The organism is Micromonospora sp. DT43, from assembly GCF_049841645.1.
In the GTDB taxonomy this organism is placed as follows: Bacteria; Actinomycetota; Actinomycetes; order Mycobacteriales; family Micromonosporaceae; genus Micromonospora.
The window spans coordinates 126,998-145,384 of sequence record NZ_JBNCKR010000016.1 but is presented as its reverse complement, the minus strand read 5'-3'; the positions used below and the strand labels follow the sequence as shown (position 1 = coordinate 145,384).

The window sequence follows — 18,387 nt, the reverse complement described above, 5'->3', positions numbered from 1 at the left end:
TGACCGAGGCCGCGCAGACCGTCCAGGTCTCCGCCTACCCCGACGCCTACGCCCAGTGGGAGCAGCAGGCCACCGACATCGTCGCCCAGCACTGGAACAGCTGACCCACCGCACGACCCGACCGACTGGCCGGCACCCGAACCCCGGGATGCCGGCCAGCGGCATACCCAGCCCCGCCCGCCCCGGCCTGGCTTCGCCGGGGCCGGGCTCCGTCCGGGCCGGGCTCCGTCCGGGCCGGGCTCCGGCCGGGCCGGGCTCCGGCCGGGCCGGGCTCCGGCCGGGCCGGGCTCCGGCCGGGCCGGGCTCCGGCCGGGCCGGGCTTTCGCAGGTTGTCTGGCTTCAGATCTTGGACAGTTTCCGTTCGGCGCGAACAGTTCGGCGTGAACGGAAACTGTCCAAGATCTCGGGCCGACCGGCGACCGAGTCGGTCGGCGGGGTTGGCGGCCGGGCCGGGCAGAGCAGGCGGCCGACCGACCCGGCGAAGTCGACCGGGCGGGCTGGGCCGGCGGCAGAACCCGGCAGGGCAGGCAGGCCAGGCCGGGCAGGCAGGCCGGGCAGGCAGGCAGGCCAGGCCGGGCAGGCAGGCCAGGCCGGGCAGGCAGGCCAGGCCGGGCAGGCAGGCCAGGGCAGGGCAGGCAGGCCCGGGCAGGCCGGGCAGGCCAGGCCGGGCAGGCAGGCTGGGTGGGCAGGCTGGGTGGGTGGTCAGGTGGCGGTGATCGTGCCGGTCAGCAGGAGGGCCAGGACCAGGGTGCCCAGCGCGACCCGGTACAGCACGAAGACGTACAGGGTGTGGTGGGCGACGTAGCGCAGCAGCCAGGCGATGGCCGCGTACCCGATGCCGAAGGCGATGGCGGTCGCCACGATCGTCTGGGCCACGGTGGGCACGGACGTGCCCGGGGCGGACGGTTCGAAGACGTCGCCGAGGCTGAACACCCCGGACATCACCACCGCGGGGATGGCCAGCAGGAACGAGTACCGTGCCGCCGCCTCGCGGGTCAGGTTGAGCAGCAGGCCGGCGGTGAGCGTGCCACCGGAGCGGGACACCCCGGGGACCAGCGCCATGGCCTGGGCGAAGCCCATGACGATGCCGTCCTTCATCCGGAAGTTTTCCAGCGTGCGTGTCTGTCGACCCCAGTACTCGGCGAACGCCAGCACGAACGCGAACACGATCAGGGTGGTCGCCACGACCCACAGGTTGCGCCCGGCGGTCTTGATCTGGTCCTTGAAGACGAACCCGAACAGCCCGATCGGGATCGAGCCGACGATCACGTACCAGCCCATCCGGTAGTCGAGGCTGGAGCGCACCGAACTGTCGCGCAGCCCCACCAGCCAGGTACGGGTGATCCGCCAGATGTCCTTCGCGAAGTAGATCAGCACGGCCGCCTCGGTGCCGAGCTGGGTGACGGCGGTGAACGACGCGCCGGCGTCGCGCTCGAAGAAGATCGCCGAGGTGATCCGCAGATGCCCCGACGAGCTGACCGGCAGGAACTCGGTCAGCCCCTGGACGATGCCCAGGACGATGGCCTCGATCCAGGTCACTCGCCGACTCCGGAGAGGTCGAGCGCCTCGGCGACGGTACGCAGGGTCTGCACGCCGCTGTCCCGGTCGGCCACGAACAGGGTCACCGACAGCGTGGTGACGCCGGAGGCGGCGTACTCCCGCATGCGTTCGGCGATGCGCTCCTTCGGGCCGAGCAGTGAGGTGCGGTCGATGAACTCCATCGGCACCGCGGCGGCGGCGTCGCGCTGCCGCTTGGCCAGGTACAGGTCCTGTACCTCGCGGGCGGCGTCGCCGTAACCCATCCGGGTAGCGAGCTGGTTGTAGAAGTTCTGCGTCCGGCTGCCCATGCCGCCGACGTAGAGCGCGGCGTACCAGCGCACCAGCTCGGCGCAGGACGCCACGTCGTCGCCGATGACGACAGGCACGGAGGGCACCACGTCGAAGCCGGCCAGTTCCTTGCCGGCCTTGGCCCGCCCGGCGGTCACGGCGGCGAGGTGCTCGTCGGCGAACTCGGGGGCGTAGAACACGGCGAGCCAGCCGTCGGCGATCTCGCCGGCCAGCTCCAGGTTCTTCGGGCCGACCGCGGCCAGGTAGATCGGTATGTGCTCGCGGGGTGGGTGGAAGCCCAGTCGCAGCGCCTTGCCGGGGCCGTCGGGCAGCGGCAGCGTGTAGTGCTCGCCGTCGTACGCCACCTCCTTGCGGGCGATGGCCAGCTTGACGATGTCGACGAATTCGCGGGTTCGGGCGAGGGGCTTGGCGAACCGCACACCGTGCCAGCCCTCGGAGACCTGCGGGCCGGACACGCCGAGGCCCAGCCGGAACCGGCCGCCGGAGAGCGCGTCGATGGTGGCTGCGGTCATCGCGGTGGCCGCCGGCGTACGGGCGGGGATCTGCATCACCGCCGCGCCCACGTCGATCCGCTGCGTCTGGCCGGCCATCCAGGCGAGCATGCTGGGCGAGTCGGAGCCGTAGGCTTCAGCAGCCCACACCACCGAGTAGCCGAGGCGATCCGCCTCCTGGGCCAGCGCCAGGTGGTCGGCAGGTGTGCTCCACGCCGTCTGGTATCCAAGGTTGAGCCCGAGTCGCACTGGTCCTCCCCCATCCGTGGCACAGGTCGCACCAGGTTACGCAATGCCGAAAACGGACTCGATCACCGGCTCACCGCCAATGATCCCCCGTCCGTCGCGGTGCCCGCCGGAGGCGGAACCGGCAGAACCGGCAGAGATGACGGGAGCGAGGATATCGGTGGCGGCGGGTTCGAAATAAGGTTCACCCATGCAACAGCGACCGCTCGGCCGAAGCGGGCTGGCGGTTTCGCGGCTCGCGCTCGGCACCATGACCTGGGGCCGGGACACCGACGCCGACGATGCGGCCGCCCAGCTGAAGAGTTACCTGGACGCGGGCGGCAACCTGATCGACACCGCCGACGTGTACGGCGACGGCGACGCCGAGTCGGTGATCGGGTCGCTGCTGGGCACCCTCGTACCGCGTGACGAGCTGTTGATCGCCACCAAGGCCGGGTTGCGGCCGGGCAGCGGACGGCGTCGCGACGGCTCCCGGGGCCACCTGCTGCGCACCCTGGAGGCGTCGCTGCGCCGGCTCGGCACGGACCACGTCGACCTGTTCCAGGTGCACGGGTACGACCCGGACACCCCCCTGGAGGAGACCCTCGCGGCGCTGGATCACGCGGTGGCCAGCGGGAAGGTCCGCTACGTGGGGGTGTCGAACTTCTCCGGCTGGCAGACCGCGCGGGCCGCCGCCTGGCAGACGGCCTGGCCGGGCCGGGCGCCGGTGGTCGCCGCCCAGGTGGAGTACTCGCTGCTGGAGCGGGGCGTGGAGCGGGAGGTGCTGCCGGCGTGCGACGCGCTGGGCCTCGGTGTGCTGCCCTGGTCGCCGCTGGGTCGGGGCGTGCTCACCGGCAAGTACCGGCACGGCCGGCCGGCGGACTCGCGGGCCGCCTCGCCGCACTTCGAACGGTTCGTCTCCACGTACCTCGAGCCGCGCTGCTCCAGCATCGTGGAGGCGGTGGCGACCGCTGCCGGCGGTCTGGGGGTGTCGCCGCTGGAGGTGGCGTTGGCGTGGATCCGGGACCGGCCGGGCGTGACCGCGCCGATCCTCGGCGCCCGGACCGTCGGGCAGTTGCTCGGCGCGTTGCAGGTGGAGCGGATCACACTGCCCGAGGAGATCACCACCGCGCTGGATGACGTCTCGTCGGTGCCCATCGGCTATCCCGAGCGCGACGGCTGACCCCTCGCGAGCGCCGGAGCGGCGTTTCACGGATCGCGGGCGGCCGAGACCACCCGCGGGCGCCCGTTGCGGCAGGAACCACGCGCGGCAGCGGCGTTGGTCACCCCGGAGGGGGTGGCGAACGGCCGCTGGGCTGGGCAGCATGGAGGGCATGGACTACGAGTACGCGCCACTGCGGCTGCCGCCGAACGTCGACCGGTTGACCGCCGCGGCGCAGTTGGCGATCCAGGCGGAGTTCTCCGGATGGGAGTTGGCCCGGGTGCGGCTGTTCCGCGACGGCACGCGGCAGGTCATGCTGCGCCGTCGGCGGGTCAACCAGCCGCAGCCGGGCCTCTCGTACTGACGCCGGACCGGGACGGGCCGTGACACGCCCGGGGCCCGAACCGCGAACGGTTCGGGCCCCGGGCGCACATCGCCTGATGTCAGGGGCGTCGCTCTAGTGCTGGTGCCCGGCGTGGTCGTGGTCGTCGTCGAGCTCCAGGAACGGGTGCTCGTCGAGTCGACCGACGAGCCGGTCGTCGCTCGCCGGCTGGAACGGGCCGACGGCGTCGTCGTCGTCGAACGACTCCAGGTCCACAGGTGTGCCCACCTCGCTGACCATGACCACGCCGTCGAGGGGCTCCAACTCGGGAACGTCCAGCGCGCCGAGCGAGCCGTCGCCGCTCTGCAGCAGCTCCAACACCGCCTCGCCGACGCCCTCCACCGGCGCTGGCTCGTCGTCCTCCGGGGTGCCCTCGCGCCGGGCCGCCTCGGCCGCCCGCAGCAGCGCCGAGATGCTCGGCACCCGGTAGTCGCGGCGTTGACGCACCGAGATCACCCGCGGGTGGGGGTCGCTGGCCTCGGCGCCCTCGCCGCCGAAGCGCTCGTCGGCCTCGTCCGGGTCGATCGAGTCGACGTCCCACGGCGTCACCTCACCGAAGGCGTCGAGCAGTTGCTCGTCGTAGGCGAAGGAAGCGTTGTTCAACGCCACGTACGCCTGCCAGACGTCGTCGTCGTCGACGCGGCCCTGCGCGGCGCGTACGGCGGCCAGGTGGTGGCGGGCCGCTTCGATCACCCGCTCGAGAGCGGCGTCCAGCTCACCGTGCTGGTCGGTCATGTGGGGCAGTCCCTTCACGATGGAAAACGGCTAGCAGGTGCGGAGGAACCGGTCGAGAACCCGCACGCCGAACTGTAGTCCGTCGACCGGAACGCGCTCGTCGATGCCGTGGAACAACGCGGAGAAGTTGAGGTCGGCGGGCAGCCGCAGCGGCGCGAACCCGAAGCAGCGGATGCCGAGCTGGGAGAACGCCTTGGCGTCGGTGCCGCCGGAGAGCATGTACGGCACCGGCCGGGCGCCCGGGTCCTCGGCGCGCAGCGCCGCCGACATAGCCTCGACCAGGTCGCCGTCGAAGGTGGTCTCCAGCGCGGGCTGCCGCTGGACGTACTCGATGGCGATGTCCGGGCCGACCAGCTCGCGCAGCTGCCGCTCCAGCAGCTCGGACTGGCCGGGCAGGCTACGGCAGTCGATGGTGGCGGTGGCGCGGCCGGGGATGACGTTGTCCTTGTAGCCGGCGGCCAGCCGGGTCGGGTTGGCCGTGTTGCGGATGGTCGCCCCGATGATGTTGGCGATCGGGCCGAGCTTGGCGATGGCCGTCTCGGGGTCGTTCGGGTCCAGCTCGATGCCGAGCAGGTCGGAGACCTCCTCGAGGAACGCCCGGACGGTGTCGGTGACCACCACCGGGAAGCGGTGCCGGCCGATGCGGGCCACGGCCTCGGCGAGGGCGGTGACCGCGTTGTCGTCGTGCACCATCGACCCGTGCCCGGGGCGACCCTTGGCGTGCAGGCGCAGCCAGTCGATGCCCTTCTCGGCGGTCTCGATGAGGTAGAGCCGCTGGCTGTCGTTCACCGAGTAGGAGAAGCCGCCGACCTCGCCGATCGCCTCGGTGCAGCCGTCGAAGAGGTCGCGGTGGTTCTCCACCAGGAAGCGCGCGCCGTAGTCGCTGCCCGCCTCCTCGTCGGCGGTGTACGCGAGCACGATGTCGCGCGGGGGCCGAACGCCTGTGCGCTGCCAGTGCCGCACCACGGCGAGCACCATCGCGTCGAAGTCCTTCATGTCGATGGCGCCGCGGCCCCACAGGTAGCCGTCGCGCTCTTCGCCGGAGAACGGGTGCACGGACCACTCGTCGGCGTCGGCGGGCACCACGTCCAGGTGGCCGTGCAGCAGCAGCGCGCCCCGGCTGGGGTCGGCACCGGGGATGCGGGCCACCACGTTGGCCCGGCCGGGGGCGGACTCGTGCAGAACCGAGTCGACGCCCACCTCGGCGAGTTTCTCGGCGACGTACTCGGCCGCGCGGCGCTCACCGGCGCTTGTGTCGTTGTCCCCCGTGTTTGTGGTGTCGATGCGCAGCAGGTCGCGGCAGAGGTCCACGACCTCCGCGGTGGGGTCCGGTCGGCCGGAGGCGGCGTCGCTCGTCATCGCCCCTTCATACCAGCCCGGGGTGACCGGCGGGCCGGCGCACCGACGTGACGGCGACGGGCATTCAGGTCCGCGGATCCGCCTGCCGGTTTCGCGGCGTCCGCGTTCGGGTACCGCCGCTCGCGACCGCACATCCCCTGCCGGCGCTTCCGCCCGCCAGTCGAGGAGGGCACCATGTCCGCCGTCCCCCTGCCCCCGCTGCCGCCCGCGCCCACGCCCGAGGCGGGTTACCGGCCCGGTGGCCGCAGCGTCGCCGACATCGTGGACCGCGAACACCGGCAGCTGCTGGCTCTCGTGGACCAGCTGACCGGTCCGGACGCCTCGCCGCAGGAGGGGCTCGCGGTGCTCACCGCCGCGCTGTCGCGGCACCTCTCCGCCGAGGAGCAGTACCTGCTGCCGGCGGTACGGGCGGCGCTGCCGGCGGAGTCCGGCCGGGTGGACGCGGAGATCGACGCCGACGTCGCGCTGCTGGCCGCCCTGAAGGGGCTGTCCGACGAGACCCTGACCGACGTCGCGGAGCGGGTCCGCCGCCACGTCGACGGGGTGGGCGCGCTTGTCGCCGAGTTGAGCGCGGTGGCCACCTCCGAGGAGCTGATCCGGCTGGGCAACCGGTTGGAGATCGCCGAGGAGGCCGCGCCGACCCGGCCGCACCCGGGCACCCCGGCGACGCCGCCGTGGAACCGGATCGTGGAGCCGGCGGTGGGTGTGGTGGACAAGGTCCGCGACGCGGTGACGCGGCGACCGACGTACCTGACGGACCTGCCGGAGCCGCCGCGCGACTGAGCGCGCGGGCCGCACGCGCAATGCATTCAATCTCACCGATCCGCTCGGCCTCTTCCGCAGGCTGCGGCGTAGTCCTACCGTCACCGTATGAATCTGGAGCTGCGACACCTGCGGGTGGTCTGCGCGATCGCGGAGACAGGGAGTGTGACCAAGGCGGCGTCGGCGCTGGGGCTCGCCCAGCCGGCGCTCACCGCGCAGCTCCAGCGGATCGAGCGGACGCTGGGCGGGCCGCTGTTCGACAGGGACCGGCGCGGCGCCCGGCCCACGGCGCTCGGTGAGCTGGTGCTCGCCCGTGCCCGGGTGCTGCTGCCGGCGATGAAGGGCCTGCAGGACGAGGCGGCACGGCTCGCCGGCGCGGGGGCGGCGCCCCGCTGCTACCGCCTCGGCGGGGTGAACAGCCCGATCCTGGGCCGGTTGGTGCATCGGCTGGCAGCCGAGCAGCCACCGGCCCAGATCACCACGTACGCCTCGTGGTCGGTGGACGAGCTGGCGCAGTTGGTGGCCGGCGGGCGGTTGGACTTCGCCCTCACCGGCGTGTGCGGCGACGCCACCCCGTCTGCCGCGTTCGGGCTGAGCTGGCGCGAGGTGGCCATCGACCCGGTGCTGGTGCTGCTGCCGGAGACCCACCCGCTCGCGGAGCGGGCCGAGGTGCGCCTGGCGGACCTGGGTCACGAGCAGTGGGTGGCCGCGCCGGGCGACGGCTGTTTCGGCGACTGTTTCGCCGCCGCGTGCGCCCGCGCCGGCTTCACCCCCCGAAAGGTGTACGAGACCGACATCCGCGGCTGCGTCGACCTGGTGGAGGCGGGCGTGGCGGTGGCCCTCTGCCAGGCGACGTTCCGCCCGGTCGCCGGTCTGGTCACCCGGAGACTGGCAGGTGTCCCGCTGCGCTGGCGTCTGCTGCTGGGCTGGCATCCGGACTCGCCCGCCGCCGGGGACGCGGAGCTGCTGCTGGCGACGGCGAAGGCGGCGTACACCGATTCACTGGCCTCGCACCCCACCTACCTGGACTGGCTGGTACGCAATCCGGGCTTCGGCGTCCGGCAGCCCAGCGGCGTCTGAGCCGGTCGGGCCACCGTCGGCGCCCGGGCCCCGGCCGACCCGAGCGCCCGACTCACCTCGACCCGACCGGTTCCTTGGCGGGCGCGGGCTCGACGGCGGGCGCCGGCGTGGCCGGAGGCTTACGTCGCCACAGGGTCAGCACCAGGTGGACCCCGACGCCGCCGATCAGGCCCCAGAACGCCGACCCGATCCCCGCGACAGTCATGCCCGACGCCGTGGCGGCCAGCGTGACAAGCGCGCCCTCACGCGCCGGTACGTCGTCCAGCGCCCCGGCCAGGCCGCCGAGCAGCGCCCCGAAGAGGGCGACCCCGGCGACCACGGCGACCAGCGGCTTGGGCAGTGCCGTGAAGAACTGCACCAAACCGGCGCCCAGCAGCCCGCAGATCAGGTAGAACACCCCGCAGGCGGCGCCTGCCACCCATCGTTTGCGCGGGTTGGGGTGCGACTCCTCGCCGGTGCAGATGGCCGCGGTGATGGCTGCCAGGTTGATGCCGTGGCTACCGAACGGGGCGAGCAGCACCGACGCCAGACCGGTGCCGGTCAGGAGCAACCGGTCGTTCGGGGGGTAGCCGGAGGCACGCAGCACGGCCAGGCCCGGCGCGTTCTGCGAGGCCATCGTGACGACCAGCAGGGGCAGGCCGATGCCGACCAGGGCGGACAGGTCCCAGGTCGGCACGGTGAGGTGCGGCACCGCGACGGCGAAGCTCGCACCGCCCAGGTGCAGGTCGTGGCTGAGCGCCGCGACCACGGTGCCGGCCAGCAGGGCCAGCAGGACGGCGTACCGGGCGAGCAGGCGACGGCCGACGAAGTAGGCCACCAGCACGGCGAGCACGATCGCGGGCGCCTTGGGCAGGGCTTGGAACGCGCCGAGCGCGAACGGCAGCAGGATGCCGGCCAGCATCGCCGAGATGATGCCTGTCGGCACCTTCGCCAGCATCCGCCCGAACAGGCCGGACAAGCCGATGATCGTCATGCCGAGCGCGGCGAAGAGGAACGCGCCGATCGCGTCCGAGTAGTGGTACGCCCCGAGCGAGCCGACCAGCAGCGCCGCGCCCGGCGTCGACCAGGCGGTGATCACCGGCTGTTTGGTGATCACGCTGAGCACGAGACAGGTCAGGCCGCTGCCGATGGAGATCGCCCAGACCCAGGAGGTGGTCTGCGCCTCGGACAGGCCGGCCGCCCGGGCGGCGGCCAGCACGACCACGAAGGGTCCGGAGTACGAGACGAGGACCGCGATCAGACCGGCCACGACCGCAGAGAGTGGAAGTTTCCGCATAGTGCTGGTCACGCTACCGTCCGTGCCCGGCCTGTCGCCTGATCGAGATCCGCACCATGTTCTCCGGGGATCGGCTGCCCGGCCCCTCGAAGGTGAACAGGAGCTCGATCAGGCTGGCGGTGCCGCCGAGCGACGTGGCCGGCAGGAACAGTTCGGTGGCCCTGGCGTCTCCGAAGCGACCTCGCAGCCTCCGCGGCGAGCACTGAAAACGCCGACGGCGGTGCGAAGCGCCACTGCCCGGGTATCTGGCGGACATGACCGATCTCTACCCGCCCGCCGACGACCGGGAACTGCTCCGCCAGGCCGCCGCCGCGCACACCGCCGCCACCCGCCAGGTCGAGGCGTTCCTGCGCCGGCTGCCCGAGGTGCCCGACCCGGCCGACGTCACCGAGTACGCCAACCTGCTCACCCGGGAGGACCAGACCCGGGGCGAGCGCGACGCCGCCGCCGACGCGGCGGGGCTGACCATCGGCAGCCTGGAGCCCGACCAGGGCCAGTAGCGCCAGGCGACGGTGCCGCCCCGAACCGGGACGGCACCGTCGCGTACGGCGTCACTCAGCGTTCGACGAGAGGATCGTGACCGAGGTCGAGCAGCGAGTGCCGCCACGTGTCGTCGGCGTTGCCGCGCCGAGGCTTGGCGTCCATCAGCTCGCGGATGCGCTCGACCGCCTCCCGCATCACCTCGATGTCCTCCGGGGTCAGGTCGACCTTGCGCTTGTTGAGCACCTTGAGGATCTCGCGACCCGGCTGAGGCAGGTCGAGGTCCGGGTTCGGGCTGAACGACTCCTCGCCCGACCCCCGGGTCAGCAGCCAGGTGCGCAGCTGCTCCGACGGGACGTTGACCTCGGCGTGGAAGTCCTCCCAGAGCACTTCCACCTCGGGGTCGAGCCGCGTGTCGCGTACCATCAGGTCTCCTCTCGACGGTGGTGACCCGACGTCTCCGGGTCGTCCTGGTCGGTCTTCGGATGCAGGCCCTCGGCGGGCACCCGCGTGCGGCGCGGGTTCGCGGTCGGGGGCGCCAGGATCGGGTCGGGATGGTCGTCGTCGTCCTCGTCCCGGTGTTTCCCGGACTCCGCGTGCTCGTGCGGGTCCTCGTGGTCGTCTCGTCGCGCGGGCGGAGTCATCGCGGGTGTGTTGTCGTGGCGGCGGTGTACCCCCGCTCGCCCGCGGTCACGTCGAAGGTGAGCTGCCCGTCGCGGGCGTCCACTGTCACCTTCTGCCCGGGCGAGATCGCCGACTCCAGCAGCATCCGCGACAGATGGTTGTCCACCTCCCGCTGGATGACCCGGCGCAGCGGGCGGGCGCCGAACTCCGGCTGGTAGCCGTGCTCGGCGAGCCAGTCGATGCCGGCGGTGGTGAACTCCACCTGGATGTCCTGGGCGTGCAGCCGGCGGCGGGTCTCCTCCAGCAGCAGCGCGGTGATGTCGCGCAACTGCTCGGCCTCCAGCCGCCGGAAGATGATGACCTCGTCGATGCGGTTGAGGAACTCGGGGCGGAAGTTCTCCTGGAGCCGGCGCATCAGGCGTTCGCGCAGCTCGTCGTTCTCCTGCTCGCTGCCCACGTCCCCGCTGCCGAAGCCGACCGCGCGCTGCGCGCCGGTGATCAGCTCGGAGCCGAGGTTGCTCGTCATGATCAGCACGGTGTTCTTGAAGTTCACCGTGCGGCCCTGACTGTCGGTGAGCCGCCCGTCGTCGAGCACCTGGAGCAGGATGTTGAACACGTCCGGGTGCGCCTTCTCGATCTCGTCGAGCAGCACCACCGCGTACGGGCGGCGGCGCACCGCCTCGGTGAGCTGGCCGGCCTCCTCGTAGCCGACGTACCCGGGTGGGGCGCCGACCAGCCGGCTGACCGTGTGCCGCTCCTGGAACTCGCTCATGTCCACCCGGACCATCCGGTCCGCCTCGCCGAACAACGCCTCGGCCAGGGCCCGGGCCAGCTCGGTCTTGCCGACGCCGGTGGGGCCGAGGAACAGGAAGCTGCCCATCGGCCGGTCCGGGTCGGCGAGCCCGGCGCGGGAGCGGCGCACCGCCTCGGCCACCGCGGTGACCGCGTCGTCCTGACCGACCACCTTCTCGTGCAGGTGGCCCTCCAGGCGCAGCAGCCTGTCGCGTTCCTCCTCGGTGAGCTGGCTGACCGGGATGCCGGTGGCCCGGGAGACCACCTCGGCGATCTCCTGCGGGCGCACCTCGGGCACCTGCGAGGACGAGCCGTCGGCGCCGTTCGCGCGGCGCATCTCCTCCTCCAGCTCGGAGATCCGGTCCCGCAGCGCCGACGCCCGCTCGTACTGCTCGTCGGTGACGGCCTGCTCCTTGTCGCGGCGTACGTCGTCGAGCTCCTGTTCCAGCTCCCGCACGTCGGAGGCCGGGGTGCGGGTACGCAGCCGGACCCGGGCGCCGGCCTGGTCGATCAGGTCGATGGCCTTGTCCGGCAGGAACCGGTCGGTGACGTACCGGTCGGACAGCTCGGCGGCGGCGACAAGCGCCTCGTCGGCGAAGCGCACCTGGTGGTGGGCCTCGTATCTGTCGCGCAGGCCGCGCAGGATGGCGATCGTGTCGTCGACGCTGGGCTCGGGCACCAGCACCGGCTGGAACCGCCGGGCCAGCGCGGCGTCCTTCTCGATGCTCTTGCGGTACTCGTCGAGCGTGGTCGCGCCGATCACCCGCAGCTCGCCCCGCGCGAGGGCGGGTTTGAGCATGTTCGACGCGTCCATTCCGCCCTCGCTGCCGGCCCCGCCGGCACCGACCAGGGTGTGGATCTCGTCCAGGAAGATGATCAGCTCGTCCCGGTGCGCCCGGATCTCGTCGATCACCTTCTTGAGGCGCTCCTCGAAGTCGCCCCGGTAGCGGGTGCCCGCCACCAGGCCCGCCAGGTCGAGCTGAACCACCCGCTTGCCGAGCAGGGTCTGCGGCACGTCGCCGTCGCAGATCCGCTCGGCCAGGCCCTCGACGATCGCGGTCTTGCCGACACCGGCCTCGCCGATGAGCACCGGGTTGTTCTTGGTCCGTCGGGACAGGATCTCCACGGCCTGTTCGATCTCGTCGGCCCGCCCGATCACCGGGTCGATCTGGTCGGCGCGGGCCAGGTCGGTGAGGTCCTGCCCGTACTGGTCCAGGGTCGGGGTGCCACGGTCCGGCTTCGGCCCGGTCATCGGGCCGCGCTCGGCGTTGGCGGCCTGCAACGACTCGGGCTGGATCCGGCCGGCGGCCAGCATCCGCCCGGCCGGCGACTCGGGGTTGAGCGGCAGGGCCATCAGGATGTGCTCGGGACCGATGTAGTTGGCCCCCATCGCCCGGGACAGCTGGTGGGCGTCGAGCAGCGCCCGCTTGGCGGCCGGGGTCAGCGACAGGTTGGGCGGGACCTCCCCGCGCGGTGCGCCGTCGCCCTTGCCGCCCAGCGCGTTGAGCAGCGTGTCCGGGTCGGCGCCGGCCCGGCGTACCAGGTCGCGCAGGGGTTCGCGTTGCAGGGCGGCCCAGAGCAGGTGGTCGGTGTCCAGGTCGTTGCTCTGCCGCTGCGCGGCGCGGCGGGCCGCGTCGGCAAGCATCTCCCGCGCGTCGGCGGTCATCAGGCGGGTGATGTCGACCCGGTGCGGCGGTCGGCGTCCTCCCTCACCCCGGCCGAAGTACCGGGCCAGGAATTCGTCCCACGGGTCGGAGCCGATGTCACCGGGTCCCATCATGTCTGTCCTCCGCAGTCGGGCGCGGCACGGTCGCCAGGGGCTACCCGGCGCTCGGCCCGACAAACGCCGCACGCGACGGCGCACCTCGCGGTGTGGAGTGGCGTCCGGTCGACGCCGGGCCCGAGTGGCAGGCTGGCGACATGACTGAGAACCCGCTGCTGATCGTGGACGGCGCCAACGTGGTGGGCTCCCGCCCGAACGGGTGGTGGCGGGACCGGGCCGGGGCCGCCGCCCGGCTGCGGGACTCCCTCGCCCCGGTGGCCGCCACCGGCCTGCCCGCGCGCCTGACCGCCCCGGTCGAGGTGGTGCTCGTTGTCGAGGGCGCCGCCCGGGACGTGCCCGGCACCGACGACGTCCGCGTGGTCTCCGCCCCCGGCTCGGGCGACGACACAGTGGTCGAGCTGGTGCAGGCGGCGCCGCAACGCCGTCGGTTGGTGGTCACCGCCGACCGGGAGCTGCGCGAACGGGTCACCGCCCTGGGCGCCGAGGTCTACGGCCCGCGCTGGCTCCGCGATAATTGAGAGATTCTCATGCCGGGAGTTCCCACAGAACGGACTCCCGGCACTTCCGGTGGGTTAACGGTCAGCTGGACAGGAACACTGACAGGGCGGATGTTCTCCCACGGACGCCAGTAGGCTCTAATGGAGATCTCCCCGCCCCCAGGAGGTTCCGCCGTGGCGAGCGTCGCCGAGCTGAAGGCTGCCATCGATGTCGCCCTCCAACAGATCGGCGACGGGCAGACAGCCGTCCAGGCGGCAGGTGAGAAGTTGGCCGAGGCGCAGCAGACCCTGGCCGGCGCGCTGGAGGGCAGCGGCCACGAGACGGTCGAGGCGGCCCAGGCGTCGCTGACCCAGGCCAGCCAGGAGCTGGAGGAGTGTCTCGCCGCGACACTTGTCGCGGTCGAGCAGGCGCAGCTCTACGTCTCCACCCTGTAGGCCATCGTGTCCATCATCGAGGACATCGGCGGCCAGGTCCGCGCGGCCAGCGAGGAGTTCCCGGTCGGCCTGCTCGGGCAGGCACTGGAGAAGTTCGGCCTGGCCGCCGAGCGGCTGCGCTGGGTACGACAGGAGTCGGCCAACCCGATGGGGGTGCCCGAGCTGTCCGCAGCGACCGAGCACGCCGAGAGCGCCAACTACGCGCTGCGGGTGGCACAGGAGCAGCTGTCGGCGTACCTGGCGGCGATCGGGCTGGCCGCCGACGGCGCCCCGGCGCCCCGCCCGCAGCAGCGCGACACGCGCCACGACGAGACCCCACCGGACGGGCCGACCACTGTGGTGCCGGAGCAGGCCGAGCAGGTGCGGATGCGCCGCTGGTGGTCGGTGCGGGTGGCGGAGTTGACAGGCGGGCGCGACGGCGGCGCCGACGAGCCCGACGAGCGGCTGCGGGACTCGCAGGAGCTGCTGCGTCGGGTCGTCGGCGGGGTACGCGCCGGCGACCGGGACCGGCTGCGCACCGAGCTGCGCCGGGCGTCGGCCGACGTGGGCCTCGGGATGGCTGCGCTCGCGCCGCCGCTGCTGCGGGAGCTGGCAGGTGAGCTGCTGGGGCATCCGCCCCGCGCCGCCGACCTCGGCCGGCTGCGCGGCGAGCTGAACGGGCGGGTGCGGGACCTGCTGCCCGGGTTGCCACCGCCGGTGCTGGAGACGCTGCTGACCCGGGTGTGCCGGATGCCGCCACCACGCGCGTCGGGGGAGCCGCCACACGCCGCCGACTCCGCGGTGACCGCAGGCGTGGCGACCGGGCTGCTGCTCGCCCGCCTCGGCCGGGACCTGCCCGTCGCCACCGGCACCCCGCCGGCCACCGGGGGCCGGGACTCCGCCGGCGCGAGTCCACGCCCCGCCGAGCAGCGCTCCGGCGGCACGAGTCCACGGCCCGCCGAGCAGCGCTCCGGGAGAGCGGCCGCCGAGACATCCTCCGGCGGCGTGAGTGCGCGTCCTGGCGGGGCGGGCGGTCGTACCGGGCAGGCGTCCGGCGGCGTCGTACCGCAGCGGGACGCCGGGCGGCCGTCGCGGACCGGCAGCCCGTGGCGGGACGCGCCGGCCCGTCGGGGTTCCGATGGCTGACCGGCGCGGCCAGCTGGCCACCCGGATCCGGGACACCCTCGGGGAGGCGCTGGGCGCCACGCGTACCCGGTTGTCGGCAGCCCAGGCCGAGCTGACCGCGGGCCGCGAACGGTTGTCCCGGGTCCGGCGGGCGGCTGCCGCCGTACCCCAGCGGGTCGGCGCCCAACGGGACCGTCGTCTCGCCGAGATCGACGCCCGGCACGCCACCCGCATTGCCGAGCTGGCCCGCCACGCCGCCGACGCCGCCCGCCGGGAGGCACCCGGCTGCGCCGGCGCCGACTGGCCGGGCTGGACGCCGACGCCCACCCGCCGGGCCGAGCCGCCCGGCGCGCTGCGGGTCGGCACGGTCCGGATCGACGACGTCGACCCGGTGCCCGCGCTGGTGCCGCTGCTCGACGCCGGGCACGTGCACCTGTCCGGGGACGACCGCGCCGGCTGCGACGCGGTCGTGTCCGCGCTGCTGCTGCGGGCCGTCGGCCGCGCCGACCCGGGCGGGGTACGACTGGTCGGGTACGACCCGGAGCACCTCGGCGGCGGCCTGGCCGGGTTCGCGCCCCTGGGCACCGCGGGGCTGCTCACCTTCGTCGGCCCGGGCGGGTTGGGCCCGCTGCTGGACGACCTGGTCGAGCAGATCCGCCGCATCAACGAGACGGTGCTGGCCGGCGAGCACGGCTCACTGCGGGAGTTGGCCTCGGCGACCGGCCGTCGGCCCGAGCCCTGGCGGGTGGCGGTGCTGCTCGGCGGCGACGAGCTGAACCGGCACGAGCGCGGTCAGCTCGAACGGGTGGTCCGCGCCGGCGTCGCCTGCGGGGTGCACCTGGTGGTCCGGGGCATCCCCCTGCCGGAAGACCCGACGGTGACGCGGGTGGTGACCGAGTCGTCGGGCGCGTGGATCGGCGGCCCGTCCGGCCTGTCGGTCCGGCTGGACCCGCCGCCACCGGCGACGCTTGTCACCGAGACCTGCCGGGAGATCGCGACCCAGGTCAACGCCGGCCCGCCGCCGACCCCGTTCGCCGACCTGCTGCCCCCGCCGGAGCAGATGTGGCGGGAGGATTCGGCAAGCGGCCTGACCGCCCCGATCGGCGAGGGACCGCAGGGCCGACCGGTGCGCCTGACGCTTGGTGACTATCCACCGCACGCGCTGATCGGCGGCCCGTCCGGCACCGGCAAGACCAACCTGATCTTCGCGTGGATCGGCGCACTGGCCGCCCGCTACTCCCCCGCCGAGCTGGAGTTCTATCTGCTGGACTTCAAGGAGGGGGTGTCGTTCGCCCGGTTCGCGCAGGGCCGGCGTGACCCGAGCTGGCTGCCGCACATGCGCCTGGTCGGCATCAACGTGAACACCGACCGGGAGTTCGGGTTGGCGCTGCTGCGGTTCCTCACCGAGGAGCTGCGTCGCCGCGCCGACGCCGCCAAGAAGCACGAGGTGACAAAGCTGGCCGAGCTGCGCGCGGTCGACCCGACCGGGCACTGGCCCCGGATCGTCGCCGTTGTCGACGAGTTCCAGATGCTGCTGGCGGGCCGGGACGTGGTCGCCCGGGAGGCCGCCGACCTGTTGGAGGACCTGGCGCGGCGCGGCCGGTCGCAGGGCATCCACCTGGTGCTCGCCTCGCAGGACGTGCGGGGCATCGAGGCGCTGTGGGGACGTCCGGCGTTGGTCGCCCAGTTCACGTTGCGGATCGCGCTGCCCAAGGCATTGCGGATCCTGGCCGAACGCAACGACGCGGCGCAGTCGCTGCCCCGCTGGCACGCGGTGGTCAACGCCGAGTCGGGCATGGTGGAGGGCAACGAGGTCGCCCGGATCCCGTCGGCCAGCGACTGGGAGACGTGGAGCGGCCTGCAGCACCGGCTCTGGCGGATGCGCCCGCCGGACGCCGCGCCGGCGCGGCTCTTCGACGGCGACGCGATCCCCCGACTCGACGAGGCCCCGGACTTCCGGGCGCTCGCCGCGCCGGTGGACGGCCGCGCGCCGCGCAACCCGGTGGCCCTGCTCGGCGAGATCATCGACGTGCAGTCCCGCTCGGCGGCGCTGCGGCTTCCGCGCGCGCCCGGGCGCAACCTGGCGGTGCTGGGCACCCGGGTGGACGAGGCGTGCGCGGTGCTCGACTCGGCCGCCCGGTCGCTGGCCCGCCAGCACCCGCCGGGCACCGCCCGGTTCTCCATCGCCTGCCTCGACGCGGACGCCGACGGAATCGCCCGCGCGCTCTACGACGACCTGGCCGACGACGCCGCCTGGTACGACGAGGAGACCGTCGGCGAGTTGATGAACGAGACGGCCGACGGGCTGTCCGGCCCGGGCAGCCCGCACTACCTGCTGCTGTTCGCGGTCGACGCGGCGGCCGGGGCGCTGGCCGCGCGCACGGGTCGGCGCACCGGCCTGGAGCAGCTACGGCGGATCCTGCACGACGGGCCGGAGCGGCGTACCCACGTGCTGGCCTGGTGGCGGGGCGTGGCGCGAATGCGCGCTGACCTGGGCGGCCCCGCAGCCCGCACCGACCAGATCGGCGCCTGGGTGGCGCTCGACGCGCACGGCGGCGAGCTGGGCAGCTCGCTCTACCCGGGCACCGGCGGCCCGGACTGGTATCCCCGACCGTGGCGGGGGCTCTTCTTCGACCGGGCGGTGCACCGCACCGGCCAGGTACTCATCCCCTATGGACCGTCGCGATGAACCAGCCGGTGAGCAGTGACACGTACACGGCGCAGTTGCGGCGACTGGCCGAGCTGACCGCCCGGGTCCGCGAGCAGCGCGCCGAGGCGCACACGTGGTACGAACGGCAGTGCGCGGCGGCCGAGCGGGCCGTCGCCGACGCTGACGACGAGGTACGCCGCGCCGAGGAGGAACTGGTCGCGGCCCGCGAGGAACAGGAACGGGTCGACGCCGAGGTGGCGCACCTGTGGCAGCAGGTCCGCGCCCGGCTGGGCGTCCGCCGTCTCGGCGCCCCGCCGACGCCGACGAACGGCAGTGCGGCGGGCGAGCCGGTGGCGCTGCTCGGCCGTGCCCGGGACCTGCTCGACCGCGCGGGGCAGCCAGGTGAGCTGCCGGGTTCGGTGAATCCGCTGCTGGCGCTCTGCGGGGTGGCCGGCGCGGTCGTGGCGTACGCGCTGGGCTCCGGCGCGCGGGCGCTCGGCGTCGGGTACGGCGGGGACCTCGCGGTCGGATTGCCGGTGCTGGCGCTTGTGGTGACTCTGCTCGGACCGCTGATCGGCCTCGTGCCGGCGCGGGTGCTGGCCGACCGCCGGCACGCGGTCCTCGGCCCGCGCCCGATCACCGTCGTCCTCGGCGCGGGGGTACTCGCGACCGCGCTGCTGCTGGTACTCGGCCGCTGACCCT

General features: G+C 73.6%; 19 protein-coding genes. 10 read left to right on the top strand and 9 right to left on the bottom strand.

What is annotated here, in order from left to right:
- Positions 1–702: 702 nt before the first annotated feature.
- Both ACLQ26_RS29020 and ACLQ26_RS29015 read right to left on the bottom strand, forming a co-directional pair.
- A complete protein-coding gene (locus tag ACLQ26_RS29020; RefSeq protein ID WP_425747512.1) occupies positions 703–1,539 on the bottom strand; it encodes an undecaprenyl-diphosphate phosphatase in 837 nt (278 codons plus the stop codon).
- Positions 1,536–2,588 (bottom strand): LLM class F420-dependent oxidoreductase, encoded by a 1,053-nt coding sequence (locus tag ACLQ26_RS29015; protein WP_425747511.1) that lies wholly within the window; start codon positions 2,586–2,588, stop codon positions 1,536–1,538. Before ACLQ26_RS29015 ends, ACLQ26_RS29020 begins: the two co-directional genes overlap by 4 nt.
- Before the next feature lie 187 nt (positions 2,589–2,775).
- Here ACLQ26_RS29015 and ACLQ26_RS29010 point away from each other — a divergent pair, with 187 nt between their 5' ends.
- The gene (locus tag ACLQ26_RS29010) at positions 2,776–3,747 is read left to right on the top strand and encodes an aldo/keto reductase (RefSeq protein WP_357490191.1); all 972 of its coding nucleotides are present in this window, start codon (positions 2,776–2,778) and stop codon (positions 3,745–3,747) included.
- Positions 3,748–3,898: 151 nt separating this feature from the next.
- Positions 3,899–4,090, top strand: coding sequence for a DUF5703 family protein (locus tag ACLQ26_RS29005; protein WP_039906151.1), 192 nt, complete (start codon positions 3,899–3,901; stop codon positions 4,088–4,090).
- 93 nt (positions 4,091–4,183) lie between these two features.
- Here the strand turns inward: ACLQ26_RS29005 and ACLQ26_RS29000 are convergent, their stop codons facing one another.
- Together ACLQ26_RS29000 and ACLQ26_RS28995 are read right to left on the bottom strand one after the other, a co-directional pair.
- Complete coding sequence (locus tag ACLQ26_RS29000) at positions 4,184–4,843, bottom strand: hypothetical protein (RefSeq protein ID WP_266241932.1); 660 nt, start codon at positions 4,841–4,843, stop codon at positions 4,184–4,186.
- A 30-nt stretch (positions 4,844–4,873) separates the two neighbouring features.
- Entirely contained in the window at positions 4,874–6,202 is a 1,329-nt protein-coding gene (locus ACLQ26_RS28995; protein ID WP_425747510.1) for a M20/M25/M40 family metallo-hydrolase, read from the bottom strand.
- Between the two features lie 174 nt (positions 6,203–6,376).
- Here ACLQ26_RS28995 and ACLQ26_RS28990 point away from each other — a divergent pair, with 174 nt between their 5' ends.
- Entirely contained in the window at positions 6,377–6,985 is a 609-nt protein-coding gene (locus ACLQ26_RS28990) for a hemerythrin domain-containing protein (RefSeq protein ID WP_425747509.1), read from the top strand.
- A gap of 87 nt (positions 6,986–7,072) precedes the next feature.
- The gene (locus tag ACLQ26_RS28985; RefSeq protein WP_425747508.1) at positions 7,073–8,044 is read left to right on the top strand and encodes a LysR family transcriptional regulator; all 972 of its coding nucleotides are present in this window, start codon (positions 7,073–7,075) and stop codon (positions 8,042–8,044) included.
- Positions 8,045–8,096: 52 nt separating this feature from the next.
- Here the strand turns inward: ACLQ26_RS28985 and ACLQ26_RS28980 are convergent, their stop codons facing one another.
- Complete coding sequence (locus tag ACLQ26_RS28980) at positions 8,097–9,320, bottom strand: benzoate/H(+) symporter BenE family transporter (RefSeq protein ID WP_425747507.1); 1,224 nt, start codon at positions 9,318–9,320, stop codon at positions 8,097–8,099.
- A 13-nt stretch (positions 9,321–9,333) separates the two neighbouring features.
- Positions 9,334–9,576 (bottom strand): hypothetical protein, encoded by a 243-nt coding sequence (locus tag ACLQ26_RS28975; RefSeq protein ID WP_425747506.1) that lies wholly within the window; start codon positions 9,574–9,576, stop codon positions 9,334–9,336.
- Between ACLQ26_RS28975 and ACLQ26_RS28970 the strand changes: the two genes are divergently transcribed.
- Positions 9,575–9,820: a hypothetical protein gene (locus ACLQ26_RS28970; RefSeq protein ID WP_266241928.1), complete on the top strand. Its 246-nt coding sequence runs from the start codon at positions 9,575–9,577 to the stop codon at positions 9,818–9,820. The genes ACLQ26_RS28975 and ACLQ26_RS28970 overlap by 2 nt on opposite strands.
- A 55-nt stretch (positions 9,821–9,875) precedes the next feature.
- On the opposite strand, the gene ACLQ26_RS28965 is transcribed toward ACLQ26_RS28970, so the two are convergent.
- From ACLQ26_RS28965 to ACLQ26_RS28955, 3 genes are read right to left on the bottom strand one after another with little or no spacing between them, the layout of a single operon-like run.
- The gene (locus ACLQ26_RS28965; RefSeq protein WP_363685720.1) at positions 9,876–10,226 is read right to left on the bottom strand and encodes a DUF3140 domain-containing protein; all 351 of its coding nucleotides are present in this window, start codon (positions 10,224–10,226) and stop codon (positions 9,876–9,878) included.
- On the bottom strand, positions 10,226–10,444 hold the full coding sequence (locus tag ACLQ26_RS28960) for a hypothetical protein (protein WP_363685718.1): 219 nt from the start codon (positions 10,442–10,444) through the stop codon (positions 10,226–10,228). The genes ACLQ26_RS28965 and ACLQ26_RS28960 overlap by 1 nt, the downstream gene beginning before the upstream one ends.
- On the bottom strand, positions 10,441–12,996 hold the full coding sequence (locus ACLQ26_RS28955) for an ATP-dependent Clp protease ATP-binding subunit (protein WP_425747505.1): 2,556 nt from the start codon (positions 12,994–12,996) through the stop codon (positions 10,441–10,443). The genes ACLQ26_RS28960 and ACLQ26_RS28955 overlap by 4 nt, the downstream gene beginning before the upstream one ends.
- Before the next feature lie 140 nt (positions 12,997–13,136).
- Between ACLQ26_RS28955 and ACLQ26_RS28950 the strand changes: the two genes are divergently transcribed.
- From ACLQ26_RS28950 to ACLQ26_RS28930, 5 genes are all read left to right on the top strand, one after another.
- A complete protein-coding gene (locus ACLQ26_RS28950; RefSeq protein WP_234582026.1) occupies positions 13,137–13,517 on the top strand; it encodes a hypothetical protein in 381 nt (126 codons plus the stop codon).
- A gap of 153 nt (positions 13,518–13,670) precedes the next feature.
- Positions 13,671–13,931: a hypothetical protein gene (locus tag ACLQ26_RS28945; RefSeq protein ID WP_007076395.1), complete on the top strand. Its 261-nt coding sequence runs from the start codon at positions 13,671–13,673 to the stop codon at positions 13,929–13,931.
- A 6-nt stretch (positions 13,932–13,937) separates the two neighbouring features.
- Positions 13,938–15,056, top strand: coding sequence for a hypothetical protein (locus tag ACLQ26_RS28940; protein WP_425747503.1), 1,119 nt, complete (start codon positions 13,938–13,940; stop codon positions 15,054–15,056).
- Positions 15,049–17,724 (top strand): FtsK/SpoIIIE domain-containing protein, encoded by a 2,676-nt coding sequence (locus ACLQ26_RS28935; protein WP_425747502.1) that lies wholly within the window; start codon positions 15,049–15,051, stop codon positions 17,722–17,724. The genes ACLQ26_RS28940 and ACLQ26_RS28935 overlap by 8 nt, the downstream gene beginning before the upstream one ends.
- A complete protein-coding gene (locus tag ACLQ26_RS28930; protein WP_425747501.1) occupies positions 17,721–18,383 on the top strand; it encodes a hypothetical protein in 663 nt (220 codons plus the stop codon). Before ACLQ26_RS28935 ends, ACLQ26_RS28930 begins: the two co-directional genes overlap by 4 nt.
- The last annotated feature ends 4 nt before the right edge of the window (positions 18,384–18,387 follow it).